Origin of the sequence: Halomonas beimenensis (assembly GCF_002549795.1) — a bacterium.
GTDB lineage: Bacteria > Pseudomonadota > Gammaproteobacteria > Pseudomonadales > Halomonadaceae > Halomonas > Halomonas beimenensis.
The window spans coordinates 105,986-130,108 of the sequence record NZ_CP021435.1 but is presented as its reverse complement, the minus strand read 5'-3'; the positions used below and the strand labels follow the sequence as shown (position 1 = coordinate 130,108).

The window sequence follows — 24,123 nt, the reverse complement described above, 5'->3', positions numbered from 1 at the left end:
CCTTCCCGTCCTCGTCGTGACACCGTCATGTCGTTGCCTCCCGTCCGCTCAGGCCAGGGCCAGCCCCAGCACCACCAGGGTCGCGCCGACCACCATCACGGCGGCATAGCGGCGCAGGCGACCGCTCTGGGTCCGCGACAGGCCGCGATGCAGCCCCCCCGCCTGGCTCGCCACCCGCTGCCAGCCGGCATCGAGGGGATCGCCGTGCAGCCGTCGCACCAGCCCGCGATAGGGGCGCGCCAGCCCCGCCTCGTAGAGGGCGTCGAAGCCCCAGGCCCGGTGCCAGAGGGCCCACAGCCGGGCGCCCCAGCCCTCGGCGACTCGCCGGGCGAGCCACGCCCGGCGTCTCAGGTAGAGCCAGGCGCCCAGGGCGATCCCCGCCAGGGCGATGGCCGCGGCGACGATTTCCAGCCACAGGTGCCAGAGCTCGCGACCTTCCGCGGGAGGAGGCAGGACTTCGGCCAGGGGCGGGGTGATCCGGGCACCGACGAAGGTCGACAGCAGGGCCAGGGCCGCCAGCGGCAGGCCGTGGGCGAGCCCTCGTCCCGGCTCGGCCCGGCGGGCGGCCTCGCTGCCGGGCTCGCCATGGAAGGTCAGCAGGATCAGGCGAACGGTGTACAGGGAGGTCAACAGGGCCCCCGCCAGGCCGGCGAGCAGCAGGCCGAAGTGCCGCGTGACCCACTCCTGCCAGAGAATCTCGTCCTTGCTGTAGAAGCCGGCGGTGACCAGCGGCAGGGCGGCCAGCGCCGCGCCGCCGACCAGGAAGCCGGCATAGGCCAGCGGCAGGCGACGCCAGAGCCCGCCGAGCCGGCGCATGTCCTGTTCGTGGTGACAGCCGACGATGACCGCACCGGCGGACAGGAAGAGCAGCGCCTTGAAGAAGGCATGGGTCATGAGGTGGAAGATGGCCGCCTCGAAGGCCCCCACGCCGAGGGCCAGGAACATGTAGCCGATCTGGCTCATGGTGGAGTAGGCCAGCACCCGCTTGATGTCGGTCTGGGCCAGGGCGGCGAAGCCCGCCATCAGCAGCGTCAGCGCCCCGATGACGCCGGTCAGGTAGAGGACGTCGGGCGCCAGCAGGAAGAGGCCGTGGAGCCGGGCGATCAGGTAGACCCCGGCGGTGACCATGGTCGCGGCGTGGATCAGCGCCGAGACCGGGGTGGGACCCGCCATGGCGTCGGCCAGCCAGGTATGCAGCGGCAGCTGGGCCGACTTGCCCAGCGCCCCGCCCAGCACCAGCAGGGCCACCAGCGAGGCCACCGGCTCGCCGACCGCCCAGGCCTCGGGGGCGCGGCGCAGCACCTCGGCGATGTCCAGGGTGCCGAGCTCGGTGAACAGCAGGAAGAGCCCCAGGGCCAGGAAGACGTCGCCCAGGCGGGTGACGACGAAGGCCTTGAAGGCGGCCCAGCCGTTGGCGGCGGTGCGATAGTAGTGGCCGATCAGCAGGTAGCTGCACAGCCCCACGCCCTCCCAGCCCAGGAACAGCAGCAGCAGGTTGTCCGCCAGCACCAGTACCACCATGCTGGCCACGAAGAGGTTCATGTAGGCGAAGAAGCGCCGCACGCCCTCGTCGCCGCGCATGTACCAGGCGGCGAAGAGGTGGATCAGCAGGCCCACCCCGGTGATCACGCCGAGCATGGTCACCGCCAGGCCGTCCAGCGCCAGGCCGATGGTCGGCCGGAAATCGCCCACGGCGATCCAGGTCCAGAGGGTCAGGGCCTGTCCGCCTGCCCTCAGGAAATCGAGGGTGAGCGCGGCGCTGGCCGCCGCCGCCAGCGCCACGCTGCCCACCCCGATCAGGGCGCTGGCCCGGACGCCGGGTCGCCAGAGCGCCAGCACCAGGGTACCGGCCAGGGGCAGCAGGAAGGGCAGGGGCAGCAGCGACATCCGGGTCTCCTCAGCCTCGCATCCGGTCGATCGCGTCGACGTCCAGGGTCCGCCAGCGGTGATACAGCTGGATCAGCAGCGCCAGGCCCACGCTGGCCTCGGCCGCCGCCAGGGTGATCACCAGCAGGAACATCGCCTGGCCCTCGGGCTGTCCCCAGGCGGTGCCGGCGACGATGAAGGCGAGCGCCGCGGCGTTGAGCATGATCTCCAGGCTCATCAGCACGAACAGCAGGTTGCGGCGCATCATCAGCCCGGCCAGGCCCAGGCAGAACAGCACCGAGGCCAGCACCAGCCCGTGGCTCATCGGTACTCCGCTCATGGGCGACGCTCCCCCGGCCGGGCGGGCAAGCGCCCCACATGCGAGGCGGTGACCAGGGCCGCCAACAGCAGCAGCGCCGCCAGCTCGACGCCCACCAGCCAGGGGCCGAACAGTGTCGTCCCCACCGCCTTGGCGGTGAGGGGCTCGCCGGCGATGACGGCCCCGAACTCGCCGCGCCAGACCCCCGCCACCAGCACGACGAGCAGCAGGGCGGCGAGCAGCGCCGGGCCCAGCCAGGTCCGCGGTCTCAGCCAGGCGCGCTCCCGGGCGACCACGCGCTCGCCGAGGTTGAGCATCATCACCACGAAGACGAACAGCACCATGATGGCCCCGGCGTAGATGATGATCTCCAGCGCCCCGGCGAAGGGGGCGCCGAGGGCGAAGAACACCATCGCCACCGCCAGCAGCGAGACGATCAGGTAGAGCACGGCATGCACGGGATTGAGGTGGGTGATGACCCCGAGGGTCGCCAGGACGGCGACCAGGCCACTCAGGTAGAAGGCGATTTCCATGACTCCCTCCGATGGCGCCGCGGTCTCAGGGCAGCAGGGTCCTGACGTCGACGGGATCCCGTTCGCGGGCGGCCTGCCCCTTGTCCTTCCCGGCGATCGCCAGGCCGGCCACCCTGTAGAAATGGTAGTCGTGATCCTTGCCGGGACCGTCGATCAGCAGGTCTTCCTTCTCGTAGACCAGGTCGGCCCGACGGTACTCGCTCATCTCGAAGTCCGGCGTCAGCTGGATGGCCGAGGTCGGGCAGGCCTCCTCGCACATCCCGCAATAGATGCAGCGGGAGAAGTTGATGCGAAAGGTCTCGGGATACCAGCGACCGTCCTCCTTCTCGCCCTTCTGCAGGGCGATGCAGTCCACGGGGCAGGCCACGGCGCAGAGGTTGCAGGCCACGCAGCGCTCCTCGCCGTCGGGATCCCGGGTCAGCACGATGCGGCCCCGGTAGCGCGGCGGCAGGTAGACGGCCTGTTCGGGGTACTGGAGCGTCTCGCGGCGTCGGAAGCCGTGGCGGAAGATCAGCCACAGGGTCCTGAGCTGCGAGGCGGTGCCCTTGATCAGCCACATCATCGTCGGCTCTCCTCTCACGGCGGCGCGACCAGCAGGATCACGGCCCCGGTCACCAGCAGGTTGATCAGGGTCAGCGGCAGGCAGACCCGCCAGCCGAAGCCCATCACGGCATCGTAGCGGGGCCGCGGCAGGGCGGCGCGCAACAGGATGAACAGCAGCACGAAGACCAGGGTCTTCAGCGCGAACCACAGCCAGGGCGGCAGCCAGGGGCCCTGCCAGCCGCCCAGGAAGAGGGTCACGATCAGCGCCGACACCAGCACCATGCCGATGTATTCGCCGATGAAGAACATCCCGAACTTCATGCCGGCATACTCGATATGGTAGCCGTCGGCCAGTTCCTGCTCGGCCTCGGGCTGGTCGAAGGGATGGCGGTGGGTGACGGCGATGCCGGCGATCAGGAAGGTGGCGAAGCCGAAGAACTGCGGGACGATGAACCATAGTCCCTGCTGGGCGGCGACGATCTCGCGCAGGTTGAAGCTGCCGGCCATGGCCACCACCCCCATCAGGGCGAGTCCCATGAACACCTCGTAGCTCAGGGTCTGGGCGGAGGCGCGCATGGCGCCGAGCAGGGCGTACTTGTTGCCGCTGGACCACCCCCCGAGCAGGACCGCGTAGACGTTGATGCCGGCCATGGCGAGGAAGAACAGCAGGCCGATGTGCCAGTCCGCCACGCCCCAGCTCGGGGTGAGGGGGATGATCAGGAAGGACAGCAGCAGGGAGGCCATGGCGATGGCCGGGGCCAGCACGAAGGGCCCCCGGTCGGCGAAGGGCGGGATCCAGTCTTCCTTGAAGAAGATCTTGAGCATGTCGGCGACGAGCTGCAGCGAACCTCCCGGCCCCACCCGGTTGGGCCCGTGGCGATCCTGCCAGAGCCCCAGCAGGCGACGTTCGACCACCGTGAGGATCGCGCCCAGCAGCACGGCGCCCAGCAGGATCGCCAGGGCCTGCAGCATGGCGACCAGCACCTCGAACGCGGCGGGCGAGAGCCAGGCCGTCATGGCGTCCTCCTCGGGGTCACGGGCCTCAGCCGTCCCCACTGGCCGGTGGCGAGGCCCGGGGCCACGCCGGCCGGCACCCCGACCAGCCCCCGGGCCAGGCCGGCCCGGCAGGACAGCGGCAGCCTCACCCGGCCCGCGGCGGTGACCAGCTCCAGGGTGGCGCCCTCGGCCAGCCCCATCGCCTCGGCATCCTCCGGGGCCAGCGCCAGCACCGGGGCCGACGCCCGCTCGGCGATCAGCGGCGCGCGCCGCGAGGTCTCCTCGCCGCCGAACAGTCGCGGCAGCACCACCAGCAGCCACTCGCCGTCGCGCCGGACGAAGGGGGACAAGAGGACAGGCGCATGGGCATAGGCGTAGGCGCCGGGGACGGGGTCCAGCAGGCGAACGCCCGGGTCGCCCGCCCGGAGATGGCCGCCGACCTCGTCGGTGAACTTGTTCCAGGCCTGGGGCGAGTTCCAGCCGGGCGCCCAGGCGAAGGCGATGTCGCGCCGGGGCCAGCGCCGGCCGGCGTAGCCCTCCATGGAGAAGGCGAAGGGCGAGTCCGGGTCGGCGGGCGGCCTCGGCTCGGCGACGCCCAGGTGAGCGCGCAGCGCGGTGCGGCCGCTGTAGCGATGCGGCGCCCGGGCCAGGCGCAAGCCCTGGACCCGATGGTCGGCAGGGGCCGCGGCCTCGGTGATCGCCGCCAGCGCCGGATGGTGCCGGGCGCAGTCCCGGGTCTCGGCGTCGAGCCGGGTGTCCTCCGGCCGGCGGCGCCGGATGGCGCCCTGGAGGGCATGCAGCCAGCGCCAGCTCTCGCGGATGCGGGTCTCGGGACGCAGGAAGCTCGGCTCGAACACCTGGAAGAAGCGCTGGGCGCGCCCCTCCAGGTTGACCAGGGTGCCGTCGCCCTCGGCGAAGCTTGCCGCGGGCAGGCCCAGGTCGGCTCGGGCCCAGGTGGCGGTGCGCTGATGGTCCAGCACCACCAGGCTCGTCAGGCGGGCCAGGGCGTGGTCGAGCCGCGCGTGGGGCAGCCGGGCATGGAGGTCGTTCTCCAGCACCACCAGGGCATCGGCCCGGCCGGCCTCGATCTCGTCGAGCGCCCACTCCAGGGGCCGGCCGCCGAGCAGCGCCACCCCGGTGGCGTTGGCCTCGGCGCGGATCAGGCTCAGGCCGCCGGGCTTGGCCCGTCGCGCCAGGGCCCGGGCGACGCTGCCGGCCGCCTCGAGCACCGCGGTCGAGGCCAGGGCGTCGCCGCTCACCACCAGGGGACGCTCGGCGGCGCCCAGGCCGCTGGCGATGGTGGCGGCCGCCTCGGCGAGCTCCTCCTCGAGGCCTTCCACGGCGGGGGCCGTGGGGTCCAGGGCATGCGCCACGGCGGCCCCGAGCCGGGCGATGTCCGCCGGCGCCAGCCGCCAGGTGGCCTCGGCGAGGCCGTCGAGGCCGGTGGCCGCGGGATAGGCGACGAACAGCGGATGGCGGCGATCCTGGGCCAGGGTCTGGACGGCCTGGGCGTTCCAGGCCGGCACCCCGCGCGCGGCGGCCAGTTCCTCGCGGCGGCCGAGCACCGCCTGACGCAGGGCGAGTCCCAGCCGAGCCGCGCTGTTCAGGGGATCCTCGCCGAGCACCAGCACCGCGTCGTGGGACTCGATGTCGCGCAGGCTGGGACTCGGCAGCCCGCTCTGCCGCTGGAGCCGCGCCATGGTCGCCAGGCCGTCGGCCGCGGCCCGGGTCACGCCGAGGCAGAAGTGCTCGGCCCCCACCAGCTCGTGCAGGCGATGGTTGCTCTCCAGGCTGGCTCGGGGCGAGCCGACGCCGATGACCCGGCGGGCGCCGCGCAGGCGATCGGCGCCCCGATCCAGGGCGGCGTCGACCTCCAGGGTCATGGCGGCCTCGCCTCGGGCCTCGCGCCACTCGGGCAGCCGCGGCCGGTCGGCGCGATTGACGTAGCCGTAGCCGTAGCGCCCCCGATCGCAGAGGAAGTAGCGGTTGATCTCGCCGTGGTAGCGGTTCTCCACCCGACGCAGCTCGCCGTAGCGCTCGCCGGGACTGATGTTGCAGCCCACGGCGCACTGGTGACAGACGCTCGGCGCGAACTGCAGGTCCCACCGGCGGGTGTAGCGCCCGTCCGGGGGTCGGTCGGTGAAGACCCCGGTGGGACATACCTCGCTGAGGTTGCCGGCGAAGGGGCTCTCCAGCACCCCCTCCCGGTGGCGCCCGAAGTAGAGGTTGTCGTTGGCGCCGAAGACGCCCAGATCCTCGCCGCCGGCGTGGTCCCGATAGAAGCGCACGCAGCGGTAGCAGCTGATGCAACGGTTCATCTCGTGGCCGAGGAAGGGGCCCAGGTACTGGTTGCGGTGGGTCCGCTTGGTGAAGCGATAGTGCCGCCGGGCATGACCGGTCATCACCGTCATGTCCTGCAGGTGGCAATGGCCGCCCTCCTCGCAGACGGGGCAGTCGTGGGGGTGGTTGACCATCAGCCATTCGATGACCCCGCGCCGGAAGTCCCGGGCCTCCGGGGCCTCGACGGCGATCCGGGTGCCCTCGGCGGCGGGGGTCATGCAGGCCATCACCAGGCTCCCGCGGTCATCGTCGGCGTCCCGGTACTGGATCACCGCGCACTGGCGGCAGGCCCCCACGCTGCCCAGCGCCGGGTGCCAGCAGAAGTAGGGCAGGTCGAGGCCCAGCGACAGGCAGGCCTGGAGCAGGTTGTGGCGCTCGTCGACCTCGAAGGGCCGGCCGTCGACGTGGATGGTCGCCATGCTCAGCCCTCCTCTCCGACGGGGCGCGGCGCCGGGCGGGCGATGCCGGCCTCGAACTCCTCGCGAAAGTGCGTCAGGGCGCTCTCCAGCGGCATGGCCGCCCCGGGGGCATGGGCGCAGAAGGTCCGCCCCGGCCCCAGGTCCCGGGCCAGGGACTCGAGGCGTTCGAGGTCCCCCGGCTCGCCCTCGCCGCGTTCCAGGGCCTCGAGCAGCCGCACCGTCCAGGGCAGGCCCTCCCGACAGGGCGTGCACCAGCCGCAGGATTCCCGGGCGAAGAAGGTTTCCAGGTTGCGCAGCAGCGCCGGCATCGGCTGGTCGTCGGGCACCACGGTCATCAGGCCCGTGCCCAGGCGGCTGCCGGCCCGGCCGATGGTGTCGAAGTCCAGCGCCAGCGCCAGGTGCTCGGGCAGCAGGAAGCCGGTGCTGGCGCCGCCGGGGAGCCAGGCCTTGAGGTCGCGCCCGCCGGCCAGGCCGCCGGCCCGGTCGAGCAGCTCGGCGGCGGGCGTGCCCATGGGCAGCTCCCAGAGCCCGGGGCGGGCGACCCGGCCGGAGACGCCGAACAGCTTGGTGCCGCCGTCCTCGCTGAGCCCGCCGGAGAGGCCCTGGTACCAGTCGGCGCCATGGCGCAGCACGCCGGGGACGTTGCACAGGGTCTCGACGTTGTTAACCACGGTGGGCTTGCCCCAGGCACCGGACTGTCCCGGGAAGGGCGGCTTGGCGCGGGGGTTGGCGCGACGTCCCTCCAGGGAGTTGATCAGCGCCGTCTCCTCGCCGCAGATGTAGCGACCGGCCCCGGTGTGCAGGGCGATGTCGAAGTCGAAGCCTGAGCCTCCGATGTCGCCGCCCAGCCAGCCCGCCTCGCGGGCCTCGTCGATGGCCTGGCCCAGGGCCCGGGCGGCGCGGCGATACTCGCCGCGCAGGAAGACGTACCCCTGGCGGGAGCGGTTGGCGAAGCCGGCCAGGATCATGCCCTCGATCAGCAGGTGGGGCAGCTGCTCCATCAGCAGGCGATCCTTGAAGGTGCCCGGTTCCATCTCGTCGGCGTTGCACACCAGGTAGCCCCGGGGCAGGTCGCCGCCGGTCAGCGTCAGGCCCCACTTGGTGCCGGCGGAGAAGCCGGCGCCGCCCCGTCCGCGCACGTTGGCGGTCTTCATGGTCGCGATGACGGCCTCCGGGTCGCCCGCGAGCGCCTCGCGCACCGCGCCGTAGCCGTCCTTGTCGAGGTACTCGGCGAGCCCCACCAGCTCGCCGTCCTCGCGCAGGCGCCAGGTCAGCGGATGCGTCTCGGCGCGCCGCTCCTCGGCGGACTGGCGCAGGCGGCTGTGGTAGACGGCGGCGCTCATGGATAGGCCTCCAGCAGGTCGTCCAGCTCCCCGGCGGCGACGGGACCGAAGGTGTCGTCGTCGATCATCAGTGCCGGGGCCCCGTCGCAGGCGCCCAGGCAGCACACCGGCAGCAGGGTGAAGCGGCCGTCCGCGGTGGTCTCGCCGAAGCCGATCGCCAGGCGCTCCTCCACGGCGGCGCGCAGGGCGTCGAAGCCGCACAGGAAGCAGGAGCTGCTGTCGCACAGCAGGATGACGTGGCGCCCCACCGGGCGGCGGAAGATCAGGCTGTAGAAGGTCGCCACCCCCTCCACCTCGGCCACGCCGAGGCCCAGCGCCGAGGCGACGGCCGGGATGGCCCCGTCGGGGACCCAGCCGTGGCGACGCTGGACGATCTTCAGCGCCTCGATGCAGGCCGCCTGGGGCTGTTCGTAGTGGTCGCGCTCGGCGCGCATGGCCTCGAGGTCCTCCGGGTCGAGGACGAAGCCGTCGCCGTCGGTGGCTAGAAGGGTCGGGAGGCTCGGGGTCTCGGGCATGTCAGCGGTCCACGTCGGCCATGACGAAGTCGATGCTGCCCAGATGGGCGATCAGGTCCGGCACGAAGCCGCCGCGCATCAGGGCAGGAATCTGCTGCAGGTGGGGGAAGCTCGGCGTGCGGATCCGGGTTCGGTAGCTGGTGGCGCCGCCATCGCTGGTCAGGTAGTAGCCGTTGATCCCCTTGGTGGCCTCGACCAGGGTCAGGGCCTCCCCGGGGGGCAGCACCGGCCCCCAGGACACCTGCAGGAAGTGGGTGATCAGGGTCTCGATGTGCTCGAGCATGCGCTCCCGGGGCGGGGGCGTGGTCAGCGGATGATCGGCCTTGTGGTCCCCGGCGGGCATGTGGTCGATGCACTGCTGGAGGATGCGCAGGCTCTGGCGCATCTCCTCGATGCGTACCCGGCCCCGGTCGAAGGCGTCGCCCCGCTCGCCGAGGGCGACCTCGAAGTCGAACCGGTCGTAGCCGGAATAGGGCCGGCGCTTGCGCAAGTCGAAGTCGAGCCCGGTGGCGCGCAGGTTGGGACCGGTCACGCCCCAGGCCAGGGCCGCCTCGGCGTCGAAGGCGGCCACGTCCCGGGTGCGCTCCCGGACGATGGCGTTGTCCATCATGGTCCGCTCGTACTCGTCGAGCCGCGGCGGCATCCAGTCGACGAAGCCCTGCATCAGGCCGTCCCAGCCCCGGGGCAGGTCCTGGGCCACCCCGCCGATGCGGTACCAAGCCGGGTGCATGCGGAAACCGGTGATCGCCTCGATGACCTCGTAGGCCTTCTGGCGGTCGGTGAAGGTATAGAACACCGGCGACATGGCCCCCAGGTCCTGGAAGTAGGTGCCCAGGAACAGCAGGTGGCTGGAGATGCGGAACAGCTCGGCCATCATCACCCGGATGGTGGCCACCCGGTCGGGCACCTCGATACCGGCCAGCTTCTCCACCGCGAGCACATAGGGCAGGTTGTTCATCACCCCGCCGGTGTAGTCGATCCGATCGGTGTAGGGGATGAAGCTGTGCCAGGTCTGGCGCTCGGCCATCTTCTCGGCGCCGCGGTGGTGGTAGCCGATGTCCGGCACGCAGTCGACGATCTCCTCGCCGTCGAGCTGCAGCACGATGCGGAAGGCGCCGTGGGCCGATGGATGATTGGGGCCGAGGTTGAGGAACATGAACTCGGCCCCCTCGCGCTCGCGGGCCATGCCCCAGGCCTCGGGCTCGAAGCGCAGCGCCTCCTGCTCGTGACGCTGGCCCTCGACGGTCAGGGTGTAGGGCCCGATCTCCGTGGCTCGGGCCGCATGGTCCTTGCGCAGCGGGTGCCCCTCCCAGGTCGGCGGCATCAGGATCCGGGTCAGATGGGGATGACCCGTGAAGCGGATGCCGAACATGTCCCACACCTCGCGCTCGTACCAGGCGGCATTGGGGAAGAGCCCCACGGCGGAGGGCAGTTCGAGCGCCCCGGCCTCCAGCGCCACCTTGAGCATCAGGTCCCGGTTCCCCGCCACGGACAGCAACTGGTAGAAGACGGTGAAGTCCGCCGCCGGCAGACCCTCGCGATGCTCGCGAAGCCGCTCGTCCACCGCCGAGAGATCGAAGAGCATGGCATAGGGCTGGGGCAGCTCGCGCAGGAGCTCGAGCGCCTCGAGGAGCCGCGCGCGGGCTACCCAGAGCACCGGGATGCCGGTCAGGGTGGCCTGGGCGGTGAAGACCTCGGGGCCGAAGCGCCGTTCGAGCGCCTCGACGGCGGGATCGTTCTGTGGCGACGCAACCGGCATAGGACCTGTCTCCCTCGCGGCACGATCAGGGTCGGAGCCCGCGGCACTCAGATACCGTCGGGGGGACGCAGCTCGGTGGCCTGGATCCGCCGCTCGCGCAGGGTCTCGCGGCGCGACGGCAGCTCGGCCCGGTAGACCCCCTGGTCGCCGACCACCCAGGAGAGCGGGCGGCGCTCCTCCTGGATCGAGGCCTGGAGCAGCTGCAGCCCCTCCAGGAAGGCCTCGGGCCGCGGCGGGCAGCCCGGCACGTAGACGTCCACCGGCAGGAACTTGTCGACGCCCTGAACCACCGAGTAGATGTCGTACATGCCCCCGGAATTGGCACAGGACCCCATGGAGATCACCCACTTGGGCTCGAGCATCTGGTCGTAGAGCTGCTGGATCACCGGCGCCATCTTCAGGAAGCAGGTGCCGGCGATGACCATGACGTCGGCCTGGCGCGGCGAGGCACGGATCACCTCGGCGCCGAAGCGGGCGATGTCGTGGGGCGAGGTGAAGGCCGTGGTCATCTCCACGTAGCAGCACGACAGGCCGAAGTTGTAGGGCCACAGGGAGTTCTTGCGCCCCCAGTTCACCGCGGCGTTGAGGATCTCCTCGAGCCGGCCGGTGAAGACGTTGCGGTGTACCTGGTCGCGCATGGGGTCGGCGGCGCGTCGGCCCGCCCCCAGCGGATAACGGGCATCATCCGCCGGCTCGGCGTCGTCGACACGCGTCAGGGTGTACTCCATTCCGGCACCTCCCTCGGCAGCGACCCGCCCGGGGCGCGGGTCTGGGCGATTCCCGATCAGGACGACGAAGTGGTCTCCGGGCGGGCGCCTCGGCCCGGCGACCGACGCTTCGGCGGCCGGCGTTCCGGCGGCCGGCGCTCCGGCGCCCAGTCCAGGGCCCCTACCCGGCTGTCGTAGACCAGTCCGGCCAGCAGCACGATGATGAACAGCGCGGCGGCCCAGAAGCCGGCCCAGCCCACCTCGCGGACCGATACGGCCCAGGCGAACAGGAAGACGGCCTCGATATCGAAGATCACGAACAGCATCGCGACCAGGTAGAACTTGACGGAGAAGCGGTGATGGGCGCTGCCCACGCCGATGATGCCGGACTCGAAGGGCAGGGCCTTGCTGGGGCCGCGGCTGCGACCGCCCAGCAGGCTGGAGAGACCGATCATGAAGGCACAGAGGAGGATCACGGCGAAGACGAAGAGCCCGACGGCCCAGTGTTCGGCAACCAGTGCGGTGGCGTCTTGCTCCATGAGCGGCCCCTCGAAGCGCGGTTCCCTCGCCGGCCCGGATGGCCGGAGGCGATTTCCGCCGCGGCCGAGCCGGGCTCGGCACGCGCCGTCACGTCGTGTATGAGAAGCCTAGCAGCCTGTCGGACTTAACGCTGATCTACTGCGAATCCCGGTCTTTCGGCCAACTTGATTCGATCCATTTCGTTAAATAGCGGGCTATTCGCCTCAATCGATCGATCAATTTGACTCGAAATCCGTGATTCTCGTGACGATCGGTCAAACCCGACAGGCTGCTAGAAGACAAACGGCGTCTTGTCCGACGGCGGCGCGGTCAGCAGTAGGGAGCGAGCCAGGCATCGGCGAGCCACAGCACCAGGGCGTAGCGGCCGCCCTTGGCGACCAGGAGCCACAGGGTTGTCCGCCACCAGGCCAGCCGGAAGACGCCGGCCAGCACGGTGAGCGGATCGCCGACCACCGGCGCCCAGGCCAGCAGCAGGCTCCACTCGCCGAAGCGTCGATACCAGCGTTCGCCCCGCGCCAGCCCCTGCGGGCTGGCGGGAAACCAGCGGCGGCCCTGGAAGTGTCGGGCATAGCGCCCCAACGCCACGTTGATCAGGCTGCCCAGGGTATTCCCGGCGGTCGCCACCGCCCAGAGGGCCAGGGGCGCCGGCTCCTGGCACCACTGCCGCGCCAGCCAGACCTCCGAGCCGCCGGGCAGCAGGCTGGCGCTGGCCAGGGCCACCAGGAAGAGGCTCAGCATGGTCGCGGCCCGCCCCGCTGGCGTATGCTGGTCGGCGGTTTCCCGTGACGAGACGACAAGCCGATGTCCTCCATTCCCCATACCCTGACCATCGCCGGCTCCGACCCCTCCGGGGGCGCCGGCCTGCAGGGCGACCTCAAGACCCTGTCCGCCCTCGGTACCTATGCCACCAACGTCATCACGGCGGTGATCGCCCAGAACACCCAAGGCGTGGCCGCCGTGCACCCGGTGCCGGCCGAGGTGATCGGCGAGCAACTCGAGAACCTGCTGGATGACGTGCCCATCGATGCCGTCAAGATCGGCATGGTGGCCGATCGCCGGGTGGCCGAGACCATGGCCGAGGGCCTCGCGCGCCGCCGGCCGCGCTGGATCGTACTCGACCCGGTGATGGTGGCCAAGAGCGGCGACGTCCTGGTGGATGCCGCCGGCATCGCGGCGGTGCGGGACGTGCTGGTGCCGTTGGCGGACGTCATCACCCCCAACCTGCCCGAGGCCGCGGTCCTGCTGGGCGTCGCGGCCCCGGACCGGCCCGAGGCCATGGAGGCCATGCTGCCTGGCCTGCAGGCCCTGGGGGCGCCCCATGTGCTGCTCAAGGGCGGTCACCTGAGCGGCGAGACCTGCCCGGACCTGCTGGCCACGCCCTCGGGAAGCGAGTGGCTCCCGGCGCCACGCATCGCCACCGACAACCTTCACGGCACCGGCTGTGCGTTGTCCTCGGCCATCGCCGCCCACCTGGCTCACCTGCCCCCGGACGCCTCGTCCGCCGCCATCGTCGAGGCCATCGGCGGGGCCAAGCGCTGGCTGCATGCCGCCCTGGAGGCCAGCAGCCGCCTGGCGGTGGGCCGGGGGCGAGGCCCGGTGCACCATTTCCATGGCCTGTGGTAGCCCCGGCTTGCAGGGGATGCCCGGGGCGCCCATCCTGTAACGGTCCCCCGGCTGCATGAGGGTTGTGCCATGTCCCGCACCCTGCTGTTCGCCTGCGACCTCTCCGCCGAGAACCGTGCCGCCTTCGCCCGGGCCATCCGCCTGGCCGGCGAGACCGGTGCCCGGCTCGACATCGTGCACGTGCTCGATCCCTACCTGCCGCGTCGCGTCCTGCACGATCTCGAGGAGGCCGTGGTCGCCGATATCGGCGCCACCCTCACCGATATCCGCGAGGACTACGCCCTGGCCGAGCCGACGAGCCTGATCCAGACGGTTGCCGGCTCCCCCTATGCCGAGATCATCCGGGAGGCCCACGAGCGCGAGGCCGACATGATCATCCTCGGCGCCCATCGCAAGCGCGGGCAGCCGGACCTGGTGGGTGGCACGACCCTGGCGCGGGTGCTGCGCAGCGCGCCCTGCCCGGTGCTGTCGGTGAGCCACCCGGCCACCCAGGACTGGTACGACATCCTGGTGCCGGTGGATTTCTCGCTGACCTCCCGCCATACCCTGCGCGAGACGCTCAAGCGCTTCCCCGACGGCAAGCTGACCCTGCTGCATGCCTGGAACATCCCCGGGGAGCGAGAGCTGGGCTCCGACACCGACTACGCCCGCTGGCGGGATCGTGAGGTGGGCCGGCTGCGCCAGCACCTGGAGCAGGAGACCGAGCAGCTGATGAGCGAGCTCGAGGACGTGCCCGAACTCGAGCTCGTTCTCGAGCAAGGCGACCCCCTGGAAGTGCTGATGACGCGCCTGCGGCGACAGCCGCCCGACCTGCTGGCCCTGGGCAGCCGCGGCCAGCTCAATCGGCAGAGCCAGATCACCGAGCGCCTGCTCGCCGAGCCCCACTGCGACATCATGCTGTGTCGCGCCTGGTGACGAAGGCAAAACTTACACAGAACCTGTACAGAAATTTGGTGTCTGCATGGGACAAGCTCCCCCAATTACCGGAGGTGTCCCATGCCGACCCTGCGCCTGTTCCTCGCCCCCCTGATCCTCGCCCTGCTGCTGGGACCGGCATCGGCCGGCGCCAGCGTGGAGGTGAAGGGCGTGACCTTCGCGTCCCGGCTGGACGCCCAGGGCCGGACCTACCGGCTCATCGGCCATGGCCTGTTCCGCTACCTGATCTGGGATGCCTACGCCGGCGCCTACTATCAGGCCGAGGGCTTCCCCCGCCCGGCGCCCCAGGCGACCCACGTGCCCCGACGCCTGGAGCTCGAGTACTTCCATGCCATCGAGGCCGGCGATTTCGCCGAGGTGACCCGCGACACCCTGCGCGACCAGCTGACGGCCGCCGATTTCCAGGCGCTGGCGCCGGCGCTGGGCACCTTCAACGATCACTACCGGGACGTGACGCCAGGCGACCGCTACGCCCTGACCTGGAACGGTGAGGTCCTGAGCCTGGCGCTGAACGGCCGGCCCCTCTATGAACGACCGGAACCGGCCCTGGCCGACGCCCTGTTCGGCATCTGGCTCGGCGAGGCGCCGCTGGGCGAGGGCTTCCGCGACGCCCTGCTGGGGCGGTGACGCGACGCCGCCTCACCCTGGCGGGCTGCTAGAATCGGGCCTTTCATCACCCATGGGAGTCCTCCGAGATGAAAGCCCTGATACAGCGCGTTCGCCATGCCAGCGTGACCGTGGACGGCCGGGAGACCGGCGCCATCGATCACGGCCTGCTGGCCTTCATCGGCGTCGAGAAGGACGACGACGAGACCCAGGCCGGGCGACTGCTCCACAAGCTGCTGCACTATCGGGTGTTCCCCGACGCTCAGGACAGGATGAACCTCAACCTGCAGCAAGCCGATGGCGGGCTGCTGCTGGTCTCCCAGTTCACCCTGGCCGCCGACACCCGCAAGGGCATGAGGCCCAGTTTCTCCAGCGCCGCGCCTCCCGAGGAAGGACGGCGGCTGTTCGACCACCTGGTCGCCAGGGCCCGGGAGGCCTGGCCCCGGGTCGCCACCGGCGAGTTCGGCGCCGACATGCAGGTGGCCCTGGTCAACGATGGCCCGGTGACCTTCCTGCTGGAGAGCCGCTAGGCAACTGCTGGGGTCGACCGACGGACCGCTTCGCCGGCGATCGGCGATCAAGCCGACACCCCCTCCTTTGGTCTTAGATCGGAAAATTGGAAATCGTTTGCGCATAGTGGACAATGGCCGCCACATAAATTGTGTACAAAAACAACCGGTGATTGTCTCCATGCCCAAGCAAAGCACTTCGGTCTTCGACTTCCAGGGGCGGCCGCCGCTGACGCGCGCCCTGCCCCTTTCGCTGCAGCACATCCTGGCCATGATCATGGGCACGGTGACCGTGCCGATCATCGTCGCCGGCGCCGTGGGGGCTTCCCTCGGCGATACCATGTGGCTGATCCAGATCTCGCTGCTGGCCTCCGGGGGCTCGACGCTGCTCCAGTTGTACGGGATTCGCCGCTTCGGTGCTCGCCTGCCGTCCATCTTCGGGGTCGGTTTCGCCTACGTGCCGACGCTCACCGCGGTCGGCGCCCAGTACGGCCTCGAGGGCATCCTCGGCGCCCAGGTGATCGGCGGCGTGGCCATGATCCTGGTCGGGCTGGGGATCCGCCACATCCGGCACTTCTTTCCCCCGGTGGTCGCCGGCACCGTGGTACTGGTGATCGGCCTGTCGCTCTACGACATCGCCATCAACTACATGGCCGGCGGCATCGGCGAGGCCGGCTATGGCGAGCCACGGCAATGGTGGGTGGCCGGGGTGACCCTGCTGGTGGTGCTGGGTGTCTCGCAGTTCGCCCGGGGCTTCATGAAGCTCTCGGCGATAATCTGCGGCATCCTGGTGGGCTATGGTCTGGCCCTGGCACTGGGCATGGTGGATTTCTCGCCGGTCGCCGAGGCCGCCTGGTTCAGCGCCCCCCGACTGCTGCCCTTCGAGCTGCATTTCCACCCCGCCGCGATCGTCTCCCTGGTGATCATCTGCGTGATCAACTCGGTGCAGACCATCGGCGACCTCTCGGCCACGACCGTGGGCGGAATGAACCGTGAGCTGGGCCCCCGGGAACTGTCCGGCGGGCTGCTGGGCAATGGCCTGTGCACCGCGCTGGGCTCGCTGTTCGGCGCCCTGCCCACCGCCTCCTACAGCCAGAACGTGGGGATCGTGGCCATGACCAAGGTGATCAGCCGCACCGTGCTGGCGCTGGCGGCGGGCTTCATGCTGCTGGCCGGCCTGGTGCCCAAGTTCGGCGCCCTGATGACGACGATCCCCTATCCGGTGCTGGGTGGCGCCACCGTCACCGTCTTCGGCATGATCACCATGACCGGCATCCAGCTGCTGACCCGGGACGAGCTGTCGTCACGCAACATCACCATCGCCAGCCTGGCGCTCGCCCTGAGCCTGGGCATCTATGCCGCCCCGGAGGCGATTGCCGGCTTCCCGGCGATGGTCAAGCTGGTGATCGGCGGCTCGCCGATCGTGGTCGCCGCCCTGGTGGCGGTCACCCTCAACCTGATCCTGCCCCGCAAGAGCCTCGACGACGAGCGTCGCGAGCGCGAGACCATCGCTCGCAGGATGCAGGACGCGTCAGGCGGCGAAGGGCATACCGCCCGGCCGGCCTCGACCTGAGACGCGGCAGGGACCTCCCTCAGGAGGCCTGGAGCTCGGCCTGCAGCCGCTCCAGGGCCTCCTCCGCCGCCAGCCACTCCTGCTCGAGCCCCTCGAGACGGGCGGCGAGCTCGGCCTGCTCGGCCAGGCACGCCGTCAGCTCCTCCTTGCGTGCCTCGTCGGTGTAGAGCGCGGCATCGGCCAGGGTCTCCTCCAGATCGGCCAGCCGTCCCTGCGCCTTGTCCATCTCCCGCTCGACCCGATCGCGCTCGCGCTTGAGGGGACGCAGCTTCTCGCGCAGCTCGGCGGCGGCCCGGCGCGCCGCCTTGCGGTCCTCCCGGCTCGCCTCGGCGGCCTCCTGGCGTTCGGCCTTGTCGTGGCGCGCCTCGCGACGCTCCTGCTCGAGGCGAGTCTTCAGCCAGGCCCGGTAGTCGTCCAGGTCGCCATCGAAGGGCGTCACCCGGTGGTCGGCGACCCGCCAGAACTCATCCACGGTGGCCCGCAACAGGTGGCGGTCGTGGGAGACCACGATCACGGTGCCCTCGAAGCTCGCCAGGGCCTCGGTGAGCGCCTCCCGCATCTCCAGGTCCAGGTGGTTGGTCGGCTCGTCGAGCAGCAGCAGGTTGGGTTTCTGCCAGGCCACCAGGGCCAGGGCCAGCCGAGCCTTCTCGCCCCCGGAGAAGCGCGCCACCTCGGCGAAGACGTCGTCCCCATGGAAGCCGAAGCCGCCCAGGAAGTTGCGGATCTCCAGGTCGGCGGCCCGGGGCGAGAGGCGCTGTACATGAAGGAAGGGCGTCGCCGAGAGATCCAGTCCCTCCAGCTGGTGTTGGGCGAAGTAGCCGATGGCCAGGTGCTCGCCGGGCACCCGCTGCCCGTCGAGCAGCGGCAACTCCCCGGTCAGCGACTTGATCAGGGTCGACTTGCCGGCGCCGTTGGGGCCCAGCAGGCCGATGCGCTGACCCGGCAGCAGGGTCAGGTTGACGCCTTCGAGCTGGACGCTGTCGCCCTGCTCCCCGGGATAGCCGAGGCGGGCCCCGTCAAGCACCAGCAGGGGGTGGGAGGTCTTGTCCGCGGCGGGAATGGTGAAATGGAAGGGCGAGTCGACGTGGGCCACGGCGATCTCCCCCATGCGCTCGAGCATCTTCAGGCGGCTCTGGGCCTGGCGGGCCTTGGTGGCCTTGTAGCGAAAGCGCGCCACGAAGCGCTCGATCTCTTCCTTGCGGGCCTGCTGCTTGGCGGCCTCGGCCTGCTGCAGCGCCAGCTTCTCGGCCCGGGTGTGCTCGAAGGTGGAGTAGTTGCCCCGGTAGAGCACCAGACGACGACGATCGAAGTGCACGATATGGTCGCAGACGGCGTCCAGGAAGTCGCGATCATGGGAAATCAGCAGCAGGGTGCCCGGATAGCGACCGAGCCACTGCTCCAGCCACAGCAGGGCATCGAGGTCCAGGTGGTTGGTCGGCTCGTCGAGCAGCAACAGGTCCGAGGGCATGAAAAGGGTGCGGGCCAGGTTGACCCGCATCCGCCAGCCTCCGGAGAAATCGGCCAGCGGCCGTGTCAGGTCGGCCTGCTCGAAGCCCAGACCGACCAGCAGCTGGGCCGCCCGCGCCGGGGCGCTGTAACCGTCCAGGGCCTCGATGGTGCCGTGCAGCTCGGCCTCGCGGTGGTCGTCGCCCCGGGCCCGGGCCGCGGCCAGCGCCGCCTCGGCCTCGCGCAGGGCGTGGTCACCATCGAGCACATAGTCGACGATGCTGCGCTCCAGCGCCTCCACCTCCTGAGCCATGTGGGCGATCCGCTGGCCGCCGCTCATCTCGAGCTCCCCCCGATCGGGCGCCAGCTCGCCGCGCAGCAGGCCGAACAGGCTGGACTTGCCCGCGCCGTTGGGCCCCACGATGCCTGCCTTGTGGCCGGCATGGAGGGTCAGGTCGGCGTCCTCGAGCAGGGCTTGGGTGCCGCGTTGCAGGGAAACTTGGCGCAGTGCGATCATGCAGGCTCCACGGAAATGGCATGAGGCTGCCGCCATGGCGACGACAGCGGGATCATGACACCCGATTCTACCGAATCGGTCTCGGCTCTGCGGCCCCGTCTCGCGGCCGAGCCGCTCTGGGACTTCGCCCTGGCGCTCTATGCCCGGCCGGGCGTCGAGGCCGCCTGCCTGCACCTGCAGGACGATGCGGGTCTCGAGGTGATCGAGCTGCTGTGGCGATGCTGGCTGTTCCGCCATGGCCTGGCCGCCGGCCCCCTGCCCGAGGAGGTGCGACGCTGGCAGGCCGAGGTCACTGCCCCCCTGCGCCGGCTGCGTCGCGACCTCAAGGCCGAGGCCGTCGAGCGGGCAAGCGTCGCCGCGCTGCGCGAGCGGATCAAGGCCGCCGAGCTGGCGGCCGAGCGCGAGGCCCTGGCTCGCCTGGAGCGCTGGAGCCTCGACGGCCCGCCTCTCCGCTCCCTGCCCCCTTCCACCCGCTTCCCGAGCGTCCTGTCCTGCTGTGCGCAACTCCGCAAGAAGTCGCACTTTTTGGCATTGGAAACGTTGGCGGACCGGCTTGACCCCTTATAACCCCCCAGCTAGCCTGAATATATCTGCGTAATACAACCCTTCGTTTTCGCTGGAGAACTCGTCCCGAATTCTCCGGCCGAACCTGCAGAGGACGCAACATAATGAAGGCACACAAGCTGTTGACCACCGCCGGTATCGGCGCCCTGATGTTCGGCATGTCCACCGCCGCCTATTCCGACAACTGGCGTTACGCTCACGAGGAATACGAGGGCGATGTCCAGGACGTCTTCGCGGTGGCATTCAAGGAGTACATCGAAGAGAACTCCGACCACAGCGTGCAGATCTATCGCTTCGGCGAGCTCGGCGAGTCAGACGACATCATGGAGCAGACCCAGAACGGTATCCTCCAGTTCGTCAACCAGTCACCCGGCTTCACCGGCGCCCTCATCCCTGCGGCTCAGATCTTCTTCATCCCCTATCTGATGCCGACCGACATGGACACCGTCCTGGAGTTCTTCGACGAGAGCAAGGCCATCAACGAGATGTTCCCCGAGCTCTACGCCGAGCATGGCCTGAAACTCCTCCAGATGTACCCGGAAGGCGAGATGGTGGTCACCGCCGACGAGCCGATCACCGAGCCCGCGGACTTCGACAACAAGAAGATCCGGGTCATGACCAACCCCCTGCTCGCCGAGACCTACAACGCCTTCGGCGCCACGGCGACTCCGCTGCCCTGGGGCGAGGTCTACGGCGGTCTTCAGACCGGCATCATCGACGGTCAGGAGAACCCCATCTTCTGGATCGAGTCCGGCGGCCTCTACGAGGTCTCGCCGCACCTGACCTTCACCGGTCATGGCTGGTTCACCACCGCCATGATGGCCAACCTGGACTTCTACCAGGGCCTCTCCGACGAGGACCAGCAGCTGGTGCAGGATGCCGCCGACGCGGCCTATGACCACACCATCGAGCACATCCAGGGCCTGGCCGAGGAATCCCTGGCCAAGATCCAGGAGGCGTCCGACGAGGTCACGGTGACCCGCCTCACCGACGAGCAGATCCAGGCCTTCAAGGAGCGCGCGCCCCAGGTCGAGGAGAAGTTCCTCGAGATGACCGGCGAGGACGGTGCCGCCCTGCTCGAGCAGTTCAAGGAAGACCTCGAGGCCGTCGAGCAGGATCAGGGCTGATCCGTCACGACCAAGAAGGTGCATCAAGGGGGCAGCCAGGCTGCCCCCGCTTCGTTGGCGGCCCGCCCATCAGCGTTCACCCAACGTTGAGGCGATGACCGTCCCGACATGGTGCGAGCCATTACGCTGCTCGACAGGGACATCGTTTTGTCGCCATGTCCGCTGCAAGGGAGTACGGCCATGACCGAAGAAGATTCCGAGAAGAACTACCGCTCCGGGTTGCCGGGCTTCCTGGGCGTGATCGATACCTTCATCAGCAAGCTCGAGGCGGTGATCCTCGCCGTCGGCGTGCTGCTGATGGCCACCAACACCATCGCCAACGTCATCGGCCGTTTCGTCCTCGGGGAGAGCATCTTCTTCTCCGGGGAGATCAACCGCATCCTGATCATCATGATCACCTTCGCCGGTATCGGCTATGCGGCCCGCCATGGCCGTCACATCCGCATGTCGGCCATCTACGACGCCCTGCCGGTGGGCGGCCGGCGGGCGCTGATGATCGTGATCTCGCTGTTCACCTCCCTGGTGATGTTCTTCCTGCTCTACTACTCGGTCCTCTACATCGTCGATCTCTACGACAAGGGCCGCATCCTCCCGGCACTGGGCTTCCCCATCTTCATCATCTATGTCTGGGTTCCCCTGGGCTTTCTGATCACCGGCATCCAGTACCTGCTCACGGCCATCAAGAACATGACCTCCCGTGACGTCTATCTCTCGACCACGGTACTCGACGGCTACAAGGACACGGAAACGGAAGTCTGACGGAGGGCATCAGGCCCGGGGGAACGCAAGATGACGACAGTAATGGTAGTAACCATGATTGCCCTGCTGCTGCTGGGCTTTCCGATGATGATCCCGCTGATCACCGCGGCGGCCATCGGCTTCTACATGATGTTCAACGGCCTGGGCCAGATGGAGACGCTGATCCAGCAGATGATGGCGGGGATCCGCCCCGCGTCGCTGATCGCGGTGCCCATGTTCATCCTCGCCGCGGACATCATGACCCGCGGCCAGTCGGCCGACCGATTGATCAACATGGTGATGTCCTTCATCGGCCACGTGAAGGGCGGCCTGGCGGTCAGCACCGCGGCCTCCTGCACCCTCTTCGGGGCGGTCTCCGGTTCCACCCAGGCCACGGTGGTGGCGGTGGGCTCGCCGCTGCGCCCGAAGATGCTCAAGGCCGGCTATTCCGATTCCTTCACCCTGGCGCTGATCATCAACTCCAGCGACATCGCCTTCCTGATCCCGCCCAGCATCGGCATGATCATCTACGGGGTCATCTCCGGCACCTCCATCGGCGAGCTGTTCATCGCCGGCATCGGGCCGGGGCTGCTGATCCTCCTCATGTTCTCGCTCTACTGCGTGACCTACGCCGTGATCCGGGACGTGCCCACCGAACCCAAGTCCAGCTGGGGCGAGCGGTTCTCCGCCGTGCGCATGGCGCTCTGGCCACTGGGCTTCCCGGTGATCATCGTCGGCGGCATCTACGGCGGCATCTTCAGCCCCACCGAGGCCGCCGCGGCTTGCGTGCTCTATGCCATCCTCCTCGAGTTCGTGGTCTTCCGCTCGCTGAAGGTGGCCGACATCTACGCCATCGCCAAGTCCACCGGCCTGATCACCGCCGTGGTCTTCATCCTGGTGGCGGTGGGCAACGGCTTCTCCTGGATCATCTCCTTCGCCCAGATCCCCCAGACGATCCTCGAGGCCGTGGGGATCAACGAGGCCGGCCCCACGGGGGTGCTGATCGCAATCTGCGTGGCCTTCTTCGTGGCCTGCATGTTCGTCGACCCCATCGTGGTCATCCTGGTGCTGACGCCGATCTTCGCCCCGGCCGTCGAGGCCACCGGTCTGGACCCGGTGCTGGTGGGCATCCTGATCACCCTGCAGGTGGCCATCGGCTCGGCGACGCCACCCTTCGGCTGCGACATCTTCACCGCCATCGCCATCTTCAAGCGGCCCTACCTGGACGTGATCAAGGGCACGCCGCCCTTCGTGGTGCTGCTCGTGCTGGCGGCCGCCCTGCTGATCATCTTCCCGCAGATCGCCCTGTTCCTGCGTGACCTGGCCTTCCGCGGCTGACCCTGGACCCGAGGAGGAGAGGTGACGATGTTCAATCGGATCATGGTGCCGGTGGATGGCTCCAAGGGGGCCATCAAGGCCCTGGAGAAGGCCGCCGAGCTCCAGCGCCTCACCGGCGCCGAACTCTATGTCCTGTGCGTGTTCAAGCATCACAGCCTGCTCGAGGCCTCGCTGTCCATGATCCGGCCCGAGAAGCTCGACATCCCCGACGACGCCCTGAAGGAATACGCCACGGAGATCGCCGTGCAGGCCAAGGCGCACGCCGCCGAGCTCGGCGTTCCCGCCGAGAAGCTGCGCGCCTTCGTCAAGGGCGGGCGCCCCTCCCGGACCATCGTGCGCTTCGCCCGCAAGCGCGAATGCGACCTGATCGTGATCGGCGCCCAGGGGACCAACGGCGACAAGGGCCTGCTGCTGGGCAGCGTCGCCCAGCGGGTGGCGGGCTCCGCCTCCTGCCCCACCCTGGTGGTGTGAGGCGGTGGCGGGTCGGCGGATGCGGAACCGACGCGGCCCTGTTAGAGTCGCATGGATTCCATCCATCCATGGCGCCAAGGCGCCGCAGCACAAGGCTTTTCCATGAAGACACTGCTGACCACCGCTTCCCTGACGGCCCTGCTGACCGCCGCCCCTCTGGCGCTGGCCGCGCCGGAAACCGACGAGGAGCGCCTGGGGTACAGCCTCGGCGTGACCCTGGGCAAGAGCATCCAGCAGGACGTCTCCGACCTGGACGTCGACGCCTTCACCCAGGCGGTGCGCGACGTCTTCGCCGGCGACGAGCTGCAGATGAGCGACGAGGAGATGGCGGCGGCGCTGCAGACGTTCCAGCAGGAGGCCATGGCGGCCCGCGCCGCCGAGGCCGAGCAGCAGGCCGAGGCCAACAAGGCCGAGGGCGAGGCCTATATGGCCGAGAACGCCGAGCAGGAAGGCGTCACCACCACCGACTCCGGCCTGCAGTACCGCGAGCTCGAGTCCGGTGACGGGGCCTCCCCCGGGGCCGACGACACCGTCGAGGTTCACTACGAGGGCCAGCTGATCGACGGCACCGTCTTCGACAGCTCCTATGAGCGCGGCGAACCGGTGAGCTTCCGTGTCGGCCAGGTCATCGAAGGCTGGCAGGAAGCCCTGCAGCTGATGGACGTTGGTGACACCTGGGAGATCGTGATCCCCTCCGACCTGGCCTATGGCGCTCGGGGACAGGGCCCGATCGGCCCCCATGAGACCCTGGTGTTCAAGGTCGAGCTTCTCGACGTCACCCCGGCCGGGGAATGA

24 protein-coding genes are annotated in these 24,123 nt (G+C 69.7%); 11 read left to right on the top strand and 13 right to left on the bottom strand.

Annotation, left to right across the window (positions count from 1 at the left end):
* Positions 1 to 48: 48 nt before the first annotated feature.
* From nuoL to BEI_RS00580, 12 genes are all read right to left on the bottom strand, one after another.
* Complete coding sequence (gene nuoL, locus BEI_RS00635) at positions 49 to 1,887, bottom strand: NADH-quinone oxidoreductase subunit L (RefSeq protein ID WP_097787696.1); 1,839 nt, start codon at positions 1,885 to 1,887, stop codon at positions 49 to 51.
* A gap of 10 nt (positions 1,888 to 1,897) precedes the next feature.
* Entirely contained in the window at positions 1,898 to 2,206 is a 309-nt protein-coding gene (nuoK, locus tag BEI_RS00630; RefSeq protein ID WP_097787695.1) for an NADH-quinone oxidoreductase subunit NuoK, read from the bottom strand.
* Positions 2,203 to 2,718 (bottom strand): NADH-quinone oxidoreductase subunit J, encoded by a 516-nt coding sequence (gene nuoJ / locus BEI_RS00625; RefSeq protein WP_097787694.1) that lies wholly within the window; start codon positions 2,716 to 2,718, stop codon positions 2,203 to 2,205. Before nuoJ ends, nuoK begins: the two co-directional genes overlap by 4 nt.
* 25 nt (positions 2,719 to 2,743) lie before the next feature.
* Positions 2,744 to 3,280 (bottom strand): NADH-quinone oxidoreductase subunit NuoI, encoded by a 537-nt coding sequence (gene nuoI / locus BEI_RS00620; RefSeq protein WP_193765135.1) that lies wholly within the window; start codon positions 3,278 to 3,280, stop codon positions 2,744 to 2,746.
* 14 nt (positions 3,281 to 3,294) lie between these two features.
* Positions 3,295 to 4,278, bottom strand: a complete 984-nt coding sequence (nuoH, locus tag BEI_RS00615) for an NADH-quinone oxidoreductase subunit NuoH (protein WP_097787693.1) — start codon at positions 4,276 to 4,278, stop codon at positions 3,295 to 3,297.
* Entirely contained in the window at positions 4,275 to 7,016 is a 2,742-nt protein-coding gene (gene nuoG / locus BEI_RS00610; protein ID WP_097787692.1) for an NADH-quinone oxidoreductase subunit NuoG, read from the bottom strand. Before nuoG ends, nuoH begins: the two co-directional genes overlap by 4 nt.
* 2 nt (positions 7,017 to 7,018) lie before the next feature.
* Positions 7,019 to 8,359 (bottom strand): complex I 51 kDa subunit family protein, encoded by a 1,341-nt coding sequence (locus BEI_RS00605; RefSeq protein ID WP_193765134.1) that lies wholly within the window; start codon positions 8,357 to 8,359, stop codon positions 7,019 to 7,021.
* Positions 8,356 to 8,874, bottom strand: coding sequence for an NADH-quinone oxidoreductase subunit NuoE (gene nuoE, locus BEI_RS00600; RefSeq protein ID WP_097787691.1), 519 nt, complete (start codon positions 8,872 to 8,874; stop codon positions 8,356 to 8,358). The genes BEI_RS00605 and nuoE overlap by 4 nt, the downstream gene beginning before the upstream one ends.
* Before the next feature lies 1 nt (position 8,875).
* Complete coding sequence (gene nuoC / locus BEI_RS00595) at positions 8,876 to 10,633, bottom strand: NADH-quinone oxidoreductase subunit C/D (protein WP_097787690.1); 1,758 nt, start codon at positions 10,631 to 10,633, stop codon at positions 8,876 to 8,878.
* Positions 10,634 to 10,680: 47 nt separating this feature from the next.
* The gene (locus BEI_RS00590) at positions 10,681 to 11,361 is read right to left on the bottom strand and encodes an NADH-quinone oxidoreductase subunit B (RefSeq protein ID WP_097787689.1); all 681 of its coding nucleotides are present in this window, start codon (positions 11,359 to 11,361) and stop codon (positions 10,681 to 10,683) included.
* A 56-nt stretch (positions 11,362 to 11,417) separates the two neighbouring features.
* Positions 11,418 to 11,879, bottom strand: coding sequence for an NADH-quinone oxidoreductase subunit A (gene ndhC, locus BEI_RS00585; protein ID WP_097787688.1), 462 nt, complete (start codon positions 11,877 to 11,879; stop codon positions 11,418 to 11,420).
* A gap of 310 nt (positions 11,880 to 12,189) precedes the next feature.
* Complete coding sequence (locus BEI_RS00580) at positions 12,190 to 12,618, bottom strand: YqaA family protein (RefSeq protein WP_097787687.1); 429 nt, start codon at positions 12,616 to 12,618, stop codon at positions 12,190 to 12,192.
* A 63-nt stretch (positions 12,619 to 12,681) separates the two neighbouring features.
* Here BEI_RS00580 and thiD point away from each other — a divergent pair, with 63 nt between their 5' ends.
* From thiD to BEI_RS00555, 5 genes are all read left to right on the top strand, one after another.
* Positions 12,682 to 13,503, top strand: a complete 822-nt coding sequence (gene thiD, locus BEI_RS00575) for a bifunctional hydroxymethylpyrimidine kinase/phosphomethylpyrimidine kinase (protein WP_097787686.1) — start codon at positions 12,682 to 12,684, stop codon at positions 13,501 to 13,503.
* 69 nt (positions 13,504 to 13,572) lie between these two features.
* Positions 13,573 to 14,418: a universal stress protein gene (locus tag BEI_RS00570; RefSeq protein ID WP_097787685.1), complete on the top strand. Its 846-nt coding sequence runs from the start codon at positions 13,573 to 13,575 to the stop codon at positions 14,416 to 14,418.
* A gap of 81 nt (positions 14,419 to 14,499) precedes the next feature.
* Positions 14,500 to 15,066, top strand: coding sequence for a chalcone isomerase family protein (locus BEI_RS00565; protein ID WP_097787684.1), 567 nt, complete (start codon positions 14,500 to 14,502; stop codon positions 15,064 to 15,066).
* 68 nt (positions 15,067 to 15,134) lie between these two features.
* Entirely contained in the window at positions 15,135 to 15,575 is a 441-nt protein-coding gene (dtd, locus tag BEI_RS00560; RefSeq protein ID WP_097787683.1) for a D-aminoacyl-tRNA deacylase, read from the top strand.
* Positions 15,576 to 15,735: 160 nt separating this feature from the next.
* Positions 15,736 to 17,127 (top strand): uracil-xanthine permease family protein, encoded by a 1,392-nt coding sequence (locus BEI_RS00555; protein WP_097787682.1) that lies wholly within the window; start codon positions 15,736 to 15,738, stop codon positions 17,125 to 17,127.
* Positions 17,128 to 17,146: 19 nt separating this feature from the next.
* On the opposite strand, the gene BEI_RS00550 is transcribed toward BEI_RS00555, so the two are convergent.
* A complete protein-coding gene (locus BEI_RS00550; RefSeq protein ID WP_097787681.1) occupies positions 17,147 to 19,090 on the bottom strand; it encodes an ABC-F family ATP-binding cassette domain-containing protein in 1,944 nt (647 codons plus the stop codon).
* 54 nt (positions 19,091 to 19,144) lie between these two features.
* Here BEI_RS00550 and BEI_RS00545 point away from each other — a divergent pair, with 54 nt between their 5' ends.
* The 6 genes from BEI_RS00545 (at position 19,145) to BEI_RS00520 (ending at position 24,123) form a co-directional block, all read left to right on the top strand.
* The gene (locus tag BEI_RS00545; RefSeq protein WP_097787680.1) at positions 19,145 to 19,657 is read left to right on the top strand and encodes a TIGR02444 family protein; all 513 of its coding nucleotides are present in this window, start codon (positions 19,145 to 19,147) and stop codon (positions 19,655 to 19,657) included.
* A gap of 101 nt (positions 19,658 to 19,758) precedes the next feature.
* Complete coding sequence (locus BEI_RS00540) at positions 19,759 to 20,781, top strand: TRAP transporter substrate-binding protein (RefSeq protein WP_097787679.1); 1,023 nt, start codon at positions 19,759 to 19,761, stop codon at positions 20,779 to 20,781.
* Positions 20,782 to 20,961: 180 nt separating this feature from the next.
* A complete protein-coding gene (locus BEI_RS00535) occupies positions 20,962 to 21,540 on the top strand; it encodes a TRAP transporter small permease (protein WP_097787678.1) in 579 nt (192 codons plus the stop codon).
* A 30-nt stretch (positions 21,541 to 21,570) separates the two neighbouring features.
* Positions 21,571 to 22,857, top strand: a complete 1,287-nt coding sequence (locus BEI_RS00530; protein WP_097787677.1) for a TRAP transporter large permease — start codon at positions 21,571 to 21,573, stop codon at positions 22,855 to 22,857.
* Between the two features lie 27 nt (positions 22,858 to 22,884).
* Complete coding sequence (locus BEI_RS00525) at positions 22,885 to 23,328, top strand: universal stress protein (protein WP_097787676.1); 444 nt, start codon at positions 22,885 to 22,887, stop codon at positions 23,326 to 23,328.
* A gap of 102 nt (positions 23,329 to 23,430) precedes the next feature.
* Positions 23,431 to 24,123: a BamJ family beta-barrel-assembly machinery protein gene (locus BEI_RS00520; RefSeq protein ID WP_097787675.1), complete on the top strand. Its 693-nt coding sequence runs from the start codon at positions 23,431 to 23,433 to the stop codon at positions 24,121 to 24,123.